Here is a 16,687-nt window from a genome sequence, read left to right on the forward strand (position 1 = left end):
TCCCCTAATTGGAAATGGAGAGAAAATGGCAAGTAAGAATTTAGTTAGTAAAGAGGAAGAATTCAAGTCAGAGTTTAAGCGTAGAGTTAAGGATGAGGCAAAAATGCTCTATCGTAAGACTTTAGACGAAGTAAGTGACAGACATAAGTTTGTATGTGTTGCTTACGCAGTAAAGGATATTGTAATTGACCAGTGGATTGCTACACAGAAGGCATATGATAAAGCGGATGGGAGAACACTTTATTACCTTTCTATGGAGTTCCTCATGGGAAGAGCATTGGGCAATATGATAATCAATTTATCAAGCAGAAATGAAATTAAGGAAGCAATTGAGGAATTAGGACTTGACCTTAATGTTATTGAGGATCAGGAACCTGATGCGGCTCTTGGAAACGGTGGTCTTGGAAGACTTGCAGCATGTTTCCTTGACAGCCTTGCCACACTTAATTATCCGGCATATGGATGTGGAATCAGATATAAATACGGAATGTTCCAGCAGAAGATTGAAGATGGATTCCAGAAGGAAATTCCGGAGGATTGGTTAAGACATATTAATCCGTTAGAAATTAAACGTGAAGAATATGCATGTGAAGTAAGATTTGGTGGTCACGTTAATATTGAATACAGGGATGGAAGAAACTTCTTTGTTCAGGAAGGATATCAGGCAGTAATGGCTGTTCCTTACGATATGCCTATAGTTGGATATGGAAATAATGTAGTAAATACCCTTAGAATATGGGATGCAGAGCCTGTTGTACATTTTAACCTTGAAGAGTTTGACAAGGGTGCATATATGGCAGCAGTTGAGCAGGAAAATCTGGCAAAGACAATTACAGAAGTTCTTTATCCTAATGACAATCATTATGCAGGAAAAGAACTTAGACTTAAACAGCAGTATTTCTTTGTTTCTGCTTCACTTCAGACAGCAATTAAAAAATATTTGAAAAATCATGATGATATAAAGAAATTATATGAAAAAGTAGTTTTCCAGATGAACGATACACATCCGACTCTTACAGTAGCAGAACTTATGAGACTGTTAATGGATGAATATTATTTAGGATGGGATGACGCATGGGAAGTTACAACAAAGTGCGTAGCTTATACTAACCATACAATTATGAGCGAAGCTCTTGAAAAGTGGCCAATTGAATTGTTCTCAAGACTTCTTCCAAGATGTTACCAGATTATTGAGGAAATCAATAGGAGATTCTGTCAGGAAATTGAGCAGAAGTATCCTGGAAATCACGAAAAGGTTGCAAAGATGGCTATTATTTATGATGGTCAGGTTAAAATGGCACATCTTGCTATTTGTGCAGGTTATTCAGTAAACGGTGTTGCAAAGCTTCATACTGAAATTCTTAAAAAGCAGGAGCTTAAAGATTTCTATGAAATGATGCCGGAGAAGTTTAATAACAAAACAAACGGAATCACTCAGAGAAGATTTTTACTTCATGCAAATCCACTTTTAGCTGACTGGGTTACAAATAAGGTGGGAGATGACTGGATAACAGACCTTCCAAAGATTAAGGGAATTGAAATTTATGCTGATGATAAAAAGGCACAGGCAGAGTTTATGAATATTAAATATCAGAATAAATTACGTCTGGCTAAATATATTAAGCAGCATAACGGAATTGAAGTAGACCCGAGATCAATATTTGACGTACAGGTTAAGAGACTTCACGAATATAAACGTCAGTTACTTAATATTTTGCATGTTATGTATTTGTACAATCAGATTAAAGATCATCCGGAAATGGAATTCTATCCAAGAACATTTATTTTCGGAGCTAAAGCAGCAGCAGGATACAAGATTGCAAAACTTACAATTAAATTAATAAACAGTGTTGCTGATGTTATTAATAATGATGCATCAATCAACGGAAAAATTAAGGTTGTATTTATTGAAAATTACCGTGTATCAAATGCAGAAATTATATTTGCAGCATCTGATGTCAGCGAACAGATTTCTACTGCATCTAAAGAAGCTTCAGGAACAGGTAATATGAAGTTTATGTTAAACGGTGCTTTAACATTGGGAACAATGGATGGAGCTAATGTGGAAATTGTTGAAGAAGTTGGTGCAGAGAATGCATTTATTTTCGGTATGTCATCTGATGAAGTTATTAGTTATGAAAATAACGGCGGATATGATCCAATGGAAATTTTCAATTCAGATATGGATATTAGAAGAGTGCTTATGCAGTTAATTAACGGCTTCTATTCACCACAGAATCCTGAATTGTTCAGACCTATTTACAATTCACTTCTTACCAAAGAAGAGACAGGTGTTGCTGATAGATACTTCATTTTAAAGGATTTCCGTTCTTATGCAGAAGCACAGAAGAAGGTAGAAGAAGCTTACAGAAACGAAGAAGGCTGGGCTAAATCAGCTATACTTAATGTTGCAAATGTAGGCAAGTTTACATCTGACAGAACAATTGAAGAATATGTTGATGATATATGGCATCTTCAAAAAGTTGAAGTAAAGATGGACTAATTGAATATATGAAATTATAAAAAAGATATATGCAGTGTTTAAGGGCTGCATATATCTTTTTTTGTGAGCTAAGGCAGGTTGAGGAGATGCTACATACTGGGGCAAATGTGTTATGAGAGGCTTATCTGCCGGTTTCTGTTGATTTTAAGTGAAATAAGGATAATTACAGGATTCTAGATTTTGTAAATGTGAAAAGAAATTAAGATATGCTCCTAAGGGCAGTATTTATGCTATTGAAAATAAAAATACATATCAGTATTACTGGCAAAGAGAGGACGGAACCCGACAATATATTAATAAAAGTAATAAGGACATAATTCCGAAGCTTGTTCAGAAAGAATATGAAAAAAGGGTATGGACAATTATTCAAAATAATCGGAATTGTATAGAGAATATGCTAAACAAATATGAGTTTAAAGAGACAATGAAGGCGTATGAAGATATTTCTCACAAGAAAAAAATGTTTATAACCCCTTATGTATTATCAGATAAAGAATATGCTGTTACATGGCAACAGGAGCAGAATGAATTAAAAGAACAAAACATGAGTAAAGTAAGTGAAAAGTATATTTTAATTGGTGGAGATAATGCAATAATAACTGAAAAAGGGGAGGCGGTTCGCTCAAAGTCTGAAAAGATAATTGCTGATAAATTATATATGAAGAAAATACCATATGTTTACGAGCAACCCTTGTATTTAAAGGGATATGGATATGTGGTGCCGGATTTCAAAATACTCAATGTAAGAACAAAAAAAGAATATTATCTGGAGCATTTTGGAATGATGGATGATTATGAATATGCGAAAAATGCAATAAAGAAAATAGAATGTTTTCAGAAAAATGAAATATATCCCGGGGAAAAACTGCTGATAACCTTAGAGGCATCAGATTCACCGCTCAATATGATTATTTTAGAAAAAATGGTAAATAAGTATCTTTTGTAATGTAATATGTACACGTCTTTTTTGACATCATTACAAATATATTATAAAGAACACATATATGGGAGAAAAAAGATTAAAGTAAAAACTAAATATGTAATTTTGTATGGAGCCTTAGTTATATTATTTCCGGTGATACTTACAATGCTTTTAGGCAGGATTAATAGCAAACCGGAAAATGATAATAATATAGTTTTGTCAGGTAAGTATGTAATCTTATCTGATGATACAGTTACAAAAAAAATAGATGTAGAATATTTTATTCCCTGTGTATTAATGGCGCAGTTACCTATTGACAGCCCTCAGGAGCTATTAAAGGCACAGGCGGTGGTAATAAGAACATATATTATAAATAAAATGGGAAAGAAGGACTCAATAAATGCAAAGGAATTGTCCTTACCTTATATAAGCTATGGAAAGCTGAGGGAGATGTGGTTTGCTAAATATAAAAAGAATAATTTGAGAAATATAAGGGGAATATTATGTAACATATCAGGAATGGGAAAAAGCATACCCTACAGAGAAAATACACAATACTTATATGGAATTATTAAAAAAACAAATGGCATGGTGTTAAAAAGTAATGGTGAGATAATACTTCCTCTATTTCATCAAACCAGTAACGGACAAACCAGAAGTGGCAGTGAAGTTCTGGGAAAAAAATATGAATACTTAAAAAGAGAAAAATGCGGGAATGATATTCAGCAGGAAAATTACATAGGAATAAAATATTTTGAAACCGGGGAGTTTGGAAATGTGCTTAAGGAACAGGGAATTATAGCCTATAAAGACAAGAAGGAAATTTTTGTGGACAAAAATGTTAGTACAAAGGAGCTGTTAGGGCTTATTGATATTAGCAACAGGGACAAAAGCGGCTATGTGAAAATTGTAAAAATCGGAGATACGGTTGTGGAAGGAGGTGTTTTTGCAAAAGCTCTGGGATTGCAATCCACTGACATGACTATTGAAGAATATGAAAAGGGGATAAGAATTACCACAAAAGGTGTAGGTCATGGCTTTGGAATGAGTCTTACATATGGTGCAGGCCTTGCAGGGGAAGGAAAAACCTGGAAGGAGATTTTGGAAAGGTTTTATGATGCTTCTATAGTGGAAAATTAAAATTAATTGCATAAATTTGTAATATAGCGGTCATACTATCAATGAGGTGATGAGTATGGATAAGAAATTTATTGCAGCAATCGTTGTCTGCGTGATGGCATTAACAGTAGTGGCCACAGGAACATATTTTATAGGACAGAAAGGTCAGAGAAATGTCGTTAATTTAAAAAAAGCAGAAAACGTTGCAACTACTGCAGATGATAAAAATGTAGAAGCAGCACAGAATGTAGTTGAAGAAACAACAACAGAAGGGGACCGTGTAGCAGATTTAGAAAGCTACTTTGGAACGGTAAAAAATGACACTAATGTAGCAGATGCAAATAAGGTAGTAGACGAAAACACTGAATCAAATGCCAAAGGTGATGATTATATGTATGGCTTGTCAGAAGCTGCTGCAGCACAAATAAAATCTCTTAAATTTGACAAAAACAGTAAGTTGTTGTGGCCGGTAGAGGGAAGCATATTAATCCCTTATGATATGGAAAGCACTGTATATTATTCAACATTAAATGAATACAAGTGTAATCCGGGCATTGTAATCCAAAGTGCTAAGGGTACTGCAATTAAAGCGGCAGCAGCCGGAGTTATTACTGCTATTGATGAAGATGACGAGTTGGGAGTATGCATAAATCAGGCAATTGGTAATGGGTATATTGCAACCTATGGACAGATAGTAAATCCTGAGGTGGCAGCCGGAGATTATGTTGAGGCAGGTCAGACAATTGCTTATGTTAATTCTCCTACAAGATATTACACAAAAGAAGGAGACAATGTCTACTTTGGAATAGCTAAAGATGGTGAAACTGTTGACCCGTTAAATTTTATTAATTATGAAGATTAACAGTAACACTTAACTAAAAACTGAATAGAATAAGATTATGAAAAGTCTATTGGCTGTATTTATAGGGTGCAGCAGGCAATAAGGTATTTACCTGTTGCTTTAAATAGATTTGGCTGTCATAGATGCAAAAAAGCAAATATGGCAGCTTTTTTTTTATTGCCTAAAGTTTGCCAAATTAATTAAAATGAATTACAATTATTCTGTTAGAGATTATTAATGTACGGAGGATGAACATGGGAAAATATATTATGGCATTAGACCAGGGAACCACCAGCTCAAGAACTATTTTATTTGATAAAAAAGGCAGAATTATAGCCCAGGCAAATAAAGAATTTGAACAGATTTTTCCTAATCCCGGCTGGGTTGAGCACAATCCTGAGGAAATATGGATGACACAGCTTCTCACCATGGAAGAGGTAATGAAGGAATCAGGAGCCACAGGAGAGGATATAGAGGCCATAGGAATAACGAATCAGCGTGAAACCACAGTGGTTTGGGACAAAGATACAGGAAAACCTATATATAATGCAATTGTATGGCAGTGCAGAAGAACGGCAGATATAGTTGATGATTTAATAGCTAAAGGCTATAAGGACGAAATAAGACAAAAAACAGGTTTGGTGCCTGATGCATATTTTTCAGGAACAAAAATTAAATGGATATTAGACAACGTTAAGGGAGCAAAGGTTAAGGCGCAAAAAGGGCAGCTCTTATTTGGAACAATTGATTCATGGCTTATGTGGAAATTAAGCGGCGGTGAAATTCATGCTACAGATTACACCAATGCAGGAAGAACCATGATTTTTAACATAAAACAGTTAAAGTGGGATGAAGATTTGCTAAAAATTCTTGATATTCCCCAAAATATGTTACCGGAGGTAAAGCCTTCCAGCGGAGTCTTCGGATATACTAAAGAGGATATTTTGGGCAAAAAAATTCCTATAAGCGGTGTGGCAGGAGACCAGCAGGCAGCACTTTTCGGACAGGGGTGCTTTAACAGGGGAGACGTAAAAAATACATATGGGACAGGATGCTTTTTGTTAATGAATACGGGCAATACTCCGGTAGAGTCAAAAAACGGTTTGATTACTACCATTGCCGCATCTACAGATAAGGCAGAGTACGCTTTAGAAGGCAGTGTGTTTGTGGCAGGTGCATCCATTCAGTGGTTAAGGGACCAAATGCGAATGATTGACAATGCATCAGACAGTGAGGATGTGGCTTCAAAGGTTTCAGATTCAGGAGGAGTGTATGTAGTTCCGGCATTTACCGGTATGGGAGCTCCATATTGGAAACAGGAAGCAAGAGGAACAGTAGTGGGAATAACAAGAGGCACTAAAAGGGAGCATTTTGTAAGGGCAACCCTGGAATCTCTTGCATACCAGACATATGATGTATTAAAGGCAATGGAACAGGATTTCGGAGATGAAATAACCTCCATAAAGGTTGACGGTGGAGCCTGTGCAAACAATCTTTTAATGCAGTTTCAGTCAGACATTACAGGAAAGACCGTTGCAAGACCTAAAGTAATAGAAACTACAGCCCTTGGTGCGGCGTATCTTGCAGGACTTGCTACAGGATATTGGAGTAGTAAGGCGGAGATAGTGGAGAATATGGAAATTGACAGAAGATTCCAGAGAAAAATGGATGAAAATATTGTGGAAAAGAAAATTGCAGGATGGAAAAAGGCTGTAGACTGTGCTATTTTCTACGCAGAATCTTAAAACTGATAATATAATTTTTGCATAAATTGGGCATATTAATAATACCATTCACTGCTATAATGTATGTTGATGTGGAAGAATTTTATACATTAAAAGAGGAGGCTATTATGTATTCAGAAATTACAAAGCAGGCAGAAAATATTGCCAATGAAATTATAGAAAAGGCAAAATTAAAAAAAGGACAGATTCTTGTGGTGGGATGCTCCTCTAGTGAAGTTTGTGGTGACAAAATAGGAAGCAATTCTAATTTGGAAGTTGCCAAGGCATTGTTTAAAGGATTGTACAGTGTGCTGGAAGAAAAGGGAATATACTTAGCAGCACAGTGTTGTGAACATCTTAACAGGGCAATAGTAGTGGAGAGAGAAGCAGTTCCTTTTGCAGAAATTGTTAACGTTGTGCCACAGCCAAAGGCAGGTGGTTCTTTTGGAACTACGGCGTATAAGACATTTAAGAATCCTGTTGTGGTGGAAGAAATAAAGGCTGATGCAGGAATTGACATTGGCGGCACTCTTATAGGAATGCATTTAAAGAAGGTTGCAGTTCCGGTACGTCTGGAAAACAATAAGTTAGGAGAAGCCCTGGTTTTGGCAGCAAGAGTAAGACCAAAATATATTGGCGGTGAAAGAGCTGTTTATGATGACAAATTAATGTAGAAATATAAAAAATATATTTTTCCGGGAGTTAATAATATCATATTTAAAAAGAGTGATGTAATCCGAATAACACGGACTACATCATTTTTTATTGTGCGGACTTTAGACATAGAAAAAGACTCTGGCTGATTACAGTCAAAGTCTTTTTTTCTATCATTGCAATGCCTTATACAACCTGGGCATTTTTATATTATCACAATTATTTACTTTATATTTCGCTATATCCGTAGCCGTTTACTAAGGCATCAACAGACTGACCGGCTTTACACATAGGGCAGTCATGGGATGGATATGCCTCATAGTTTGGAATATCCTCAGCTCTGAACAAAGCATCGATTCTGTGTCCGTCAATGGAATCTACAGCACTGAAAATGGCGGATATCCCCTGAAGAATACCACCGTAATATTCAATACATTCAATACTGGTTCTTACTGTTTTGCCGGTAGTGGCAGAAGCTAAAAGAAGCAGTACATTTTTTCCGTAAATTTCAGGCTTTAAATTATCCCTGAAAATCATCTGACCGTTGGCATTAAACTCAGGAGTAACCACATAAATAGTCTTGTGGGCGTTCATGGATAATACTCCGGAACGGCTTAGTTCACTGGCAAGAAATGCACCTATGACTTCGCAATTGTCAAGGCATACAATAGTATCGATAGGTTTTCCCATAACATTGTAGTAATCCTTTAGAGCAATGGCGATACGTTCAGCCTCGTTCTGACGGGTTTTCATGGTAGTCATATCCAGATAATAATTTAAGTGTGAATGTGTAGTAACAAAATGACCGTTAATTACCTTAATGGCAATATTTCTGTCTTTTCTGGCATAATATTTAACAATCTTGTTTTTAATCATAGAATTGTCCTCCCTGCTTGTAAATATTTAGTTTTATTCCGACCATAACTATAAGGATATTATACATACAAGAGAAGCTTTTTTCAATGAAAAAAATACTGAAATGAGAAAATTCCACTTCAGTATTTTATATAATCTGTATTAAATAATTTTATTTGCTTGCAATGTTTTTCTTTTCCCTAAAAGCCATAATCTTAGTTATTATAAAGGCAATGAAAATAAGTATAAGCTCTGCCACAGTTGCCCATAATCTTGAAATAATAGATACGATTACAACGTAGCTTTTAGGCATTATAAGAGCAAGTCCAACAGCAATGATACCTTCTCTTACTCCAAGACCTGAAACAGTGAAAATGGCGAGAATACCGATTATTGCAGACAATCCATAAATTCCACCACAGTAAAGGGCTTCACTGATTGGAACCGGATAAATGGAATAAACAAGCATGTAAAATCCCATTCCCACTATAAGCCAGTTACCAATAAATAAAACAACAACCTTAATCATCTGAAGATATGTCATTGGAATTTCCATATCATCCTTCTTAATGGCTTTTCCAAGGATTCTTAAAAAGAAGTTAATAATCTTTGGATTAATACAGATAAAGAAAACAACAATAAGAGCAACAACTGCCCACATGTAATCCTTTAAAACTGCATTAGGGAAAAAGAACAGAGATATAAGAAAGAGAAAAGCAGCTCCTAAGAGAGTGCATATGTTTTCAAGGAAAAAGCATATAGTAACTTTTCTCATTTTAACTCCGGCTTTTTCGTATGCCGGAATACGTGCAGCTAACATAAAGACCTTCCCCGGAATGTATTTCCCAAGAATGGAGTAAAGATAGCTGACTACCGCATCCTTATATTTAATAGATGAATCATTTAAATAAGTTATATAATGCCACAGTGACGCAAGAGTTATCTTGTAAATAAAATAGAAAATCATTGACAGGGCAAAAACACCCCAGTTCATTTTAAAATCAAGCTTCTTAATGTCATCAATGTTTGTGGCAAAATATTTTGCAAGAAAAATCACTACAAGAATAAGGAAAACAATTTTACTTATTTTGAGAATTTTATCTTTGTTATTTTTAAAATATTGTTTCATTATAATCTCCTAAAAACTTAGAAGTACCCTTATAAAGCACATATAGTAGTAAATAAACCAGGTTGGTTTTTTAGCAAGCTTATCGTAGTGCTTTTCTGAATACTTTTTGTTCTTTTCTGCAAGACGGAAGGCAAGCCTGTGATTCCATTTACATTTATCAGAGGTATCAAGTGCGGCATTCATCTTAGCCTTAGCAGCATTAAACTTAAATACTAAAGCACGTTTCTGGCTTCTTACCATATCTCTGTCGCTAATATGCTCTGCATAAATGTCACCGTCTTTAATGGCACGTTCAAGAAAATCATAAGCCTTCTGAGTTCTGATAACACAGCTTGTGTGTTTAATAGGATTGCCCTTCATTTCTTTAAGCCAAATATCACCAAAGCTTATATCACTGGAATTAGCATAGTGATCCTGACAGTACATACAACTGTCTTTTTCAAAAAAGTAGGCATTTTTGTAAGCACAAATAGTTTTTGAATATGAAAACTGCTTTTCGCTGCCGTCTTTGTATATAACACTTGAGGTACCACGCCAATGTCCACGTCTGTAATAAAGACGGGTAGCATCCTCAGATGGAATGCCTGACTTCTCCATGGAAAGAGTAGTAGCTTTTGGTGAGTGGGTACCACTGCAATATAATCCAAGTTTAAGAACAACCTTCTCTCTTAAAGCATCGTCCTTTTTTAGTATGGCATCTAATCCACGAAGCATACAAGGTGTCATAACAACCGCAACTTTTCCGTTAAAATTCTTTATTACATCAATATGTTTTAGAAGAGGAATAGTCATGTAAACAGAAGATGAAGCATCGCGTATTTCTTCTTCAGTAGTTGCAACATAAGTCTTGTATGTTAATTCACCGTTTACAAAATCAGTTTTAGTTACCCATGCACCATCAATGTCTCCGTGCTTTAACAGATTACAAAGTAATGATGTAACCATACCGCCGGAAGCTGCATTGGCTCTGATTCCCTCATTGGTTCCATATCCCTTCTTACATCCTATATGAGGACCGATATATTTATCAGGATTTTTAAAATCCAGAAGTTTAGCTTTTTTGTAAGGCTTTGCCATAATTTCGTCAATGATTTCGCTAATGTATTTAATATTATTTCTTGAACTTGCAAGAACACTGTCAAGATTTTTGTCAAGCTTTTTACGAATATCATCTTCTGCTGAAACAAAGTCGTTAAAGCTTTTTTCAAGCTCTGACAATTCCAATTTAGAAAAGTCAATGGCGTACTGACCCAGCTCAAACATATCAAGAACTTCCTGATATTTATGACTCCAGCCAATAAGAAGTACAGGAACCTTCTGCTCAAGGGAACCAATCATGGCATGGAATCTTGAAGCTACCAGAAAACGGCATTTTCCGATATATGCCCTGATTTCTTCTGCATCCATTTCCTTGTGATACCAGCGAACCTTATCCTTGTCAGCTACATCAGCATAAATGGCATCTCCCACCATCAGGTCATTGTTTCTTGACTTTTCACTGTTAACTCTTGCAGCATTGGCAATTAGAACAACATTATATCCTTTAGAATTTAACCAGTTAATAAAAGAAACCATGGTATCCTTGTAGGCAATTCCCATTTTTGTACATTTCTTCTCCACAACTGAACTAATGGAAAGCCCCACAACATTGTCATTGTAAAAAGAATCTTCACTGCAAACCCTGTTTACTTCCTCATTCCAATATGGACTGTCTTCCATGGAAAAAGCTCCGTCGGCGCAGAGCTTTACATTATCCTTAACGCCGATGCCCATAAGGTTATCATAGGTTTTCTGACCACGGGCACAGATAAGTTTTAACTTTGGCAAAATCCATTTAGCAAGAAATTTGTTATATGGATTTTTGAAAGTACCAAGAGCCTGTGAATATTTAACAACGGGAGTTCCTACAAGCATAGGAACAGCGGCACATACAAAAGCGTATGTGTTCATTACAAATCCACGGCTGTCTACAAAAGAAATACCTGCTTCGTCTACAACCAAATCGGTTTTTAAGTAAGTTTTTATTATTTTATTTTTTGCAATAAGTTTTTTTATAGGAGGACACCATTTTAAAAGCTTATATAAAACGGCCAAAGGAAAAGCTATAAATAGAAGCTGTTCCGGTTTGGTAGAAGTTATATTAATAAAGTCGTAAGGCAACTGCTTTTTGTCCTCGCCCGGATACACAGACATAAGATTAATGTTAAGTCTGTCGCCGTAAATATCATGCAACTGCTTTATTGAACTTTGAAGCATTGCGGCAGCTCCCTTGTTACCACTGTATGAAGCTGCAGTAATGCCGATAAAAACGTCTCTCATTTATTTCTGCTCCTGTTTATCTTTTTCAGAATCATAATCTAATTTACGTACATGATACTGTACATCCTCAAGAATCTTTCGGTTAGCGGCAATGTTGTCAGCCTGAAGTGCAATAATAAATGTCTGAACACCCATAAGAATGAATGTGCTTGCTAATATAAGCGACTGGATGTGACCATTTCCACTTCCCATAAACATATATACAAGGAATCTTATTCCAAGGGCAACACCTAAAAGAAAAAGGATTCCACCTATAATTCCAAAGAACTTAAGAGGCTTGTACATCATAAATGATCTTACAATAGTAACAGTGGAACGCTTAACGTAACCAAACATACTACTGAATAATCTTGATTTTCTAAGTTCAGGGTTAGTTCTGATAGGAACAGATGTCATTGCCATCTTTGTTCTTCCTGCCTGAACAATAGTCTCTAAAGTATATGTGTATTCATTTACAACATTAAGTCTCATAGCAGCTTCACGGCTGTATGCCCTAAATCCGCTAGGAGCATCAGGAATATCTGAATGAGATGCAACTCTTACAGTCCAGCTTCCTAAATGCTGAAGTTTTTTCTTTAAAGGTGAGAAATGTGCCGTGTTATCAATAGGACGTTCACCTATTACAATGTCAGCTTTTTCGTCTAAGATAGGACGAACAAGTTTCTCAATATCATCTCCGCAATACTGATTATCAGCATCAGTGTTTACAATAATATCTGCACCATTTCTAAGACATGCATCAAGTCCTGCCATAAATCCCTTAGCCAGGCCTTTATTCTGTTTAAAGTTTACTACATAGTTTACTCCCCAGTTCTTTGCAACTTCTACAGTATTATCCGCACTACCGTCATTGATAATTAAGTATTCTATTGTGTCAATACCGTCAATGTGTTTAGGCAAATCATTTAAAGCGATTTCCAAAGTTTCTGCCTCGTTATAACAAGGCACCTGAATAATAAGTTTCATTGTTTTCTCCTTATTAATAGTTTCTTTTATCCATAATCACATAGATAGAGTTAGTATAAGTCCCGTGACGAAAAATGTCAACGTAACAAATTTTTAATTATGATGTGAATATGATACTAATTATTATTAACTTCTTTCTAATTAAAATTGACATTTGATTAGATATTTTTTAAGATATAAGTTAAGTGTAAAAATTATGCCTTTTTATGTGGAGGGCATAGTACAAGGAGGTAATGATGGCTAATATCATTTCAGATGAAACAATTGAGTATGTTGGAATTTTGGCAAAGCTGGAATTGTCTGACGAAGAAAAGGAAAAAGCAAAAGCAGATATGGGAAAAATGCTTGACTATATTGATAAGTTAAATGAATTAGATACAAGCAGTGTTGAGCCTATGAGTCATGTTTTTCCTGTCAGCAATGTATTCAGGGAAGACGTTGTAACAAATGGCGATGACAGGGACAATATATTAAAGAATGCACCGGAAGAAAGAGATGGTGCTTTTGTAGTTCCAAAAACTTTTGAAGAATAATAGTTTTTATAAACATTAGGAGATTTGTATATGAGTTTAATGAGTTTAACAGCTGTTGAACTGGGAAAGAAGATTAAGAGCGGCGAAGTTAAGGTTAAAGATGCGGTTCTTGATGCATTCGCCCAGATTGAAGCAGTGGAGGAAAACATTAACAGTTATGTTACTGTTTTAAATAAGGAAGAGATTTTAAAAAAAGCAGAAGAAGTGCAGAAAAAGATTGATGCAGGAAAACTTACATCACCTCTTGCAGGTGTACCTGTGGCAATAAAGGATAATATGTGTACTGAGAATGTTTTAACTACATGTAGTTCAAAGATTCTTTCAAATTTTTATCCCACATATACGGCAGAGGCGGTTTTAAAGTTAGAAGAAGCCGGTGCCATTATAATAGGAAAGACTAACATGGATGAATTTGCCATGGGAAGTACAACGGAAACATCCTATTATGGAGTAACAAAGAATCCATTTAATACGGAACATGTTCCGGGAGGTTCTTCAGGTGGTTCCTGTGCGGCAGTTGCAGCAGAGGAATGTTCATACGCTTTAGGTTCAGACACCGGTGGTTCCATAAGACAGCCAAGTTCTTTCTGTGGAGTAACAGGTATTAAGCCAACATACGGAACAGTTTCCCGTTACGGACTTATTGCCTATGGTTCATCTCTTGACCAGATTGGACCGGTAGCAAAGGATGTTACTGACTGTGCTACAATTCTTGAAACAATAGCAGGATATGATTCAAAGGATTCTACATCAGTTAAAAGAGAAAAATATGATTTTGCATCAGCCCTTGTAGATGATGTGAAGGGAATGAAGATTGGTATCCCAAAGGATTATTTTGGAGAAGGTCTTGATAAAGAAGTAAAAGAAAGCATAATGAATGCCGTAAAGGTATTAGAAGAAAAAGGTGCCATAGTTGAAGAGTTTGATTTAAGTCTGGTTGAATATGCCATTCCTGCATATTATGTTATTGCGGCAGCAGAGGCAAGCTCAAACCTTGCAAGATTTGACGGAGTAAAATATGGCTATAGAACTAAGGAATATAATGGTCTTCACAATATGTACAAAAAAACACGTTCTGAAGGATTTGGTGAGGAAGTAAAAAGAAGAATAATGCTTGGCTCATTTGTTTTAAGTTCAGGATATTATGATGCATATTACTTAAAGGCACTTAGAACAAAAGCCTTAATAAAGAAAGCTTTTGATGAGGCATTTGCTAAGTATGATGTGATTATCGGACCGGCGGCACCTACTACAGCACCAAAGTTAGGGGATAGTTTGTCAGACCCGATTAAAATGTACCTTGGAGATATATATACTATTTCCGTCAACTTAGCAGGTCTTCCGGGAATCTCGGTTCCTTGCGGCATGGATAGTAAGGGACTTCCAATTGGAATGCAGATTATTGGAGACTGCTTTAAGGAAAATAATATAATAAGAGCAGCATATGCATTTGAACAGTCAAGAGACTACAACAGATGTGATATTGCCAAAGAAAGAGATTAGGAGGGAGCAAAATGAAAGCATACGAGACAGTCATTGGACTTGAAGTTCATGTAGAGTTAGCAACGAAAACAAAAATATTCTGCTCCTGTTCAACGGAATTTGGAGGAGCACCAAATACACATACATGCCCTGTTTGTACAGGTATGCCGGGTTCACTCCCTGTTTTAAATAAGCAGGTGGTTGAGTACGCAATGGCAGTAGGACTTGCTACAAATTGTGACATTACAAGAAACGGAAAATTTGACAGAAAGAATTATTTCTACCCGGACAATCCACAAAACTATCAGATTTCCCAGTTGTACAAGCCTATTTGTACTAACGGATATGTTGAAATCAAGGGTGATAATGGAGAAACTAAGCAGGTTAGAATACATGAAATTCATATGGAGGAAGATGCGGGAAAATTAATTCATGACGATTTTTACGATTGCTCATTAGTGGATTTAAACCGTTCAGGTGTGCCTCTTATTGAAATTGTATCTGAACCGGATATGAGAAGTGCAGATGAGGTTGTTGCTTATCTTGAAAAGCTTCGCCTGATTATTCAGTATCTTGGAGCATCTGATTGTAAGCTTAATGAAGGTTCCATGAGAGCTGACGTAAACTTATCAGTGAGAGAGGTTGGAGCTAAGGAATTTGGTACAAGAACTGAAATGAAGAACCTTAACTCATTTAAGGCAATTGCCCGTGCCATTGAAAATGAAACGGAAAGACAAATTGATTTAATTGAAGCAGGTGAGAAGGTTATTCAGGAAACAAGAAGATGGGATGATACAAAGGAGTATTCCTACGCAATGCGTTCGAAGGAAGATGCTCAGGATTACAGATATTTCCCTGACCCTGATTTAGTTCCTGTAATTATCAGTGAAGAGTGGCTTCAGGAAGTAAAATCCCGCGAGCCTGAATTTAGAGACGAAAAAATGGCAAGATATGTGGAAAAGTTTGAACTTCCTGAATATGATGCGGATATTATCACATTGTATAAGCCTTTAGCTGATTTATTTGAAGAAACAGTTGCCCTTGGCAACAAGCCTAAAGAAGTAAGTAACTGGATTATGGGCGAAACAATGAGACTTTGCAAGGAGGAAGGCATTGATCCTGACCAGATAAAGTTCTCAGCAGCAAATCTCTCAAAGCTTATTAAGCTTATTGAAGATAGTGTTATCAACCGAGGCGCTGCAAAAGAAGTTTTTGAAGAAATGTTTAAGACCGACGTTGATCCTGAAAAGTACGTGGAAGAACATGGCATGAAGCAGGATAACGACGAGGATGCTTTAAGAGAAATAGTAAAGAAAGTTATTGAGGAAAATCCAAAGGCAGTGGAAGATGTACGCTCCGGAAAAGGTAAGGCAATTGGTGCTTTAGTAGGTCAGACTATGAAGGCAACCCAGGGCAAGGCAAATCCGGCAGTGGTAAATAAATTATTAAAGGAACTTTTATAATTAAGACAGCAAATTAAATAGAGGAATAGGGAAAGGGTGTTCTGGTAATAGGTGTTTTGGATTGAACCCATGCCAGGGACAATTTAAAAAATCTATAGGAATTTTAAATTGTATCATTCCCGGATGACTATAAAAGAATTAAGTTCAAAACATAAAAGGGTTAAGTTCTGCGATTAG

At 36.1% G+C, this 16,687-nt stretch carries 13 protein-coding genes; 9 read left to right on the forward strand and 4 right to left on the reverse strand.

What is annotated here, in order from left to right:
• Window positions 1–25: 25 nt before the first annotated feature.
• From Q5O73_RS00975 to Q5O73_RS01000, 6 genes are all read left to right on the forward strand, one after another.
• Complete coding sequence (locus Q5O73_RS00975) at window positions 26–2,503, forward strand: glycogen/starch/alpha-glucan phosphorylase (protein WP_302668840.1); 2,478 nt, start codon at window positions 26–28, stop codon at window positions 2,501–2,503.
• Window positions 2,504–2,927: 424 nt separating this feature from the next.
• Window positions 2,928–3,449, forward strand: a complete 522-nt coding sequence (locus tag Q5O73_RS00980) for a hypothetical protein (RefSeq protein WP_118589887.1) — start codon at window positions 2,928–2,930, stop codon at window positions 3,447–3,449.
• Between the two features lie 129 nt (window positions 3,450–3,578).
• Window positions 3,579–4,565 (forward strand): SpoIID/LytB domain-containing protein, encoded by a 987-nt coding sequence (locus Q5O73_RS00985; RefSeq protein WP_186840508.1) that lies wholly within the window; start codon window positions 3,579–3,581, stop codon window positions 4,563–4,565.
• 55 nt (window positions 4,566–4,620) lie between these two features.
• Complete coding sequence (locus Q5O73_RS00990) at window positions 4,621–5,406, forward strand: peptidoglycan DD-metalloendopeptidase family protein (RefSeq protein ID WP_021952134.1); 786 nt, start codon at window positions 4,621–4,623, stop codon at window positions 5,404–5,406.
• Window positions 5,407–5,639: 233 nt separating this feature from the next.
• Window positions 5,640–7,130: a glycerol kinase GlpK gene (gene glpK, locus Q5O73_RS00995; protein WP_021952133.1), complete on the forward strand. Its 1,491-nt coding sequence runs from the start codon at window positions 5,640–5,642 to the stop codon at window positions 7,128–7,130.
• Between the two features lie 107 nt (window positions 7,131–7,237).
• Entirely contained in the window at window positions 7,238–7,783 is a 546-nt protein-coding gene (locus tag Q5O73_RS01000; RefSeq protein WP_021952132.1) for a TIGR01440 family protein, read from the forward strand.
• 208 nt (window positions 7,784–7,991) lie between these two features.
• On the opposite strand, the gene Q5O73_RS01005 is transcribed toward Q5O73_RS01000, so the two are convergent.
• The 4 genes from Q5O73_RS01005 to Q5O73_RS01020 form a co-directional block, all read right to left on the reverse strand.
• Window positions 7,992–8,639 (reverse strand): phosphoribosyltransferase, encoded by a 648-nt coding sequence (locus Q5O73_RS01005; RefSeq protein ID WP_021952131.1) that lies wholly within the window; start codon window positions 8,637–8,639, stop codon window positions 7,992–7,994.
• Window positions 8,640–8,790: 151 nt separating this feature from the next.
• Window positions 8,791–9,747, reverse strand: a complete 957-nt coding sequence (locus Q5O73_RS01010) for a lysylphosphatidylglycerol synthase domain-containing protein (protein WP_302668841.1) — start codon at window positions 9,745–9,747, stop codon at window positions 8,791–8,793.
• 9 nt (window positions 9,748–9,756) lie between these two features.
• Window positions 9,757–12,066 (reverse strand): polysaccharide pyruvyl transferase family protein, encoded by a 2,310-nt coding sequence (locus tag Q5O73_RS01015; RefSeq protein WP_302624295.1) that lies wholly within the window; start codon window positions 12,064–12,066, stop codon window positions 9,757–9,759.
• Window positions 12,067–13,032 carry a glycosyltransferase family 2 protein gene (locus Q5O73_RS01020; protein ID WP_021952128.1) on the reverse strand — a complete coding sequence of 322 codons (966 nt, stop codon included), beginning with the start codon at window positions 13,030–13,032 and terminating at the stop codon, window positions 12,067–12,069.
• Between the two features lie 236 nt (window positions 13,033–13,268).
• Between Q5O73_RS01020 and gatC the strand changes: the two genes are divergently transcribed.
• From gatC to gatB, 3 genes are read left to right on the forward strand one after another with little or no spacing between them, the layout of a single operon-like run.
• Complete coding sequence (gene gatC, locus Q5O73_RS01025; protein WP_021952127.1) at window positions 13,269–13,565, forward strand: Asp-tRNA(Asn)/Glu-tRNA(Gln) amidotransferase subunit GatC; 297 nt, start codon at window positions 13,269–13,271, stop codon at window positions 13,563–13,565.
• 30 nt (window positions 13,566–13,595) lie between these two features.
• Window positions 13,596–15,068 (forward strand): Asp-tRNA(Asn)/Glu-tRNA(Gln) amidotransferase subunit GatA, encoded by a 1,473-nt coding sequence (gene gatA, locus Q5O73_RS01030; RefSeq protein ID WP_302668842.1) that lies wholly within the window; start codon window positions 13,596–13,598, stop codon window positions 15,066–15,068.
• Between the two features lie 11 nt (window positions 15,069–15,079).
• On the forward strand, window positions 15,080–16,510 hold the full coding sequence (gene gatB, locus Q5O73_RS01035) for an Asp-tRNA(Asn)/Glu-tRNA(Gln) amidotransferase subunit GatB (RefSeq protein ID WP_302668843.1): 1,431 nt from the start codon (window positions 15,080–15,082) through the stop codon (window positions 16,508–16,510).
• Window positions 16,511–16,687: the final 177 nt, after the last annotated feature.

The sequence above is a fragment of the Eubacterium sp. AF15-50 genome (genome assembly GCF_934835595.1).
In the GTDB taxonomy this organism is placed as follows: domain Bacteria; phylum Bacillota; class Clostridia; order Lachnospirales; family Lachnospiraceae; genus Eubacterium_G; species Eubacterium_G segne.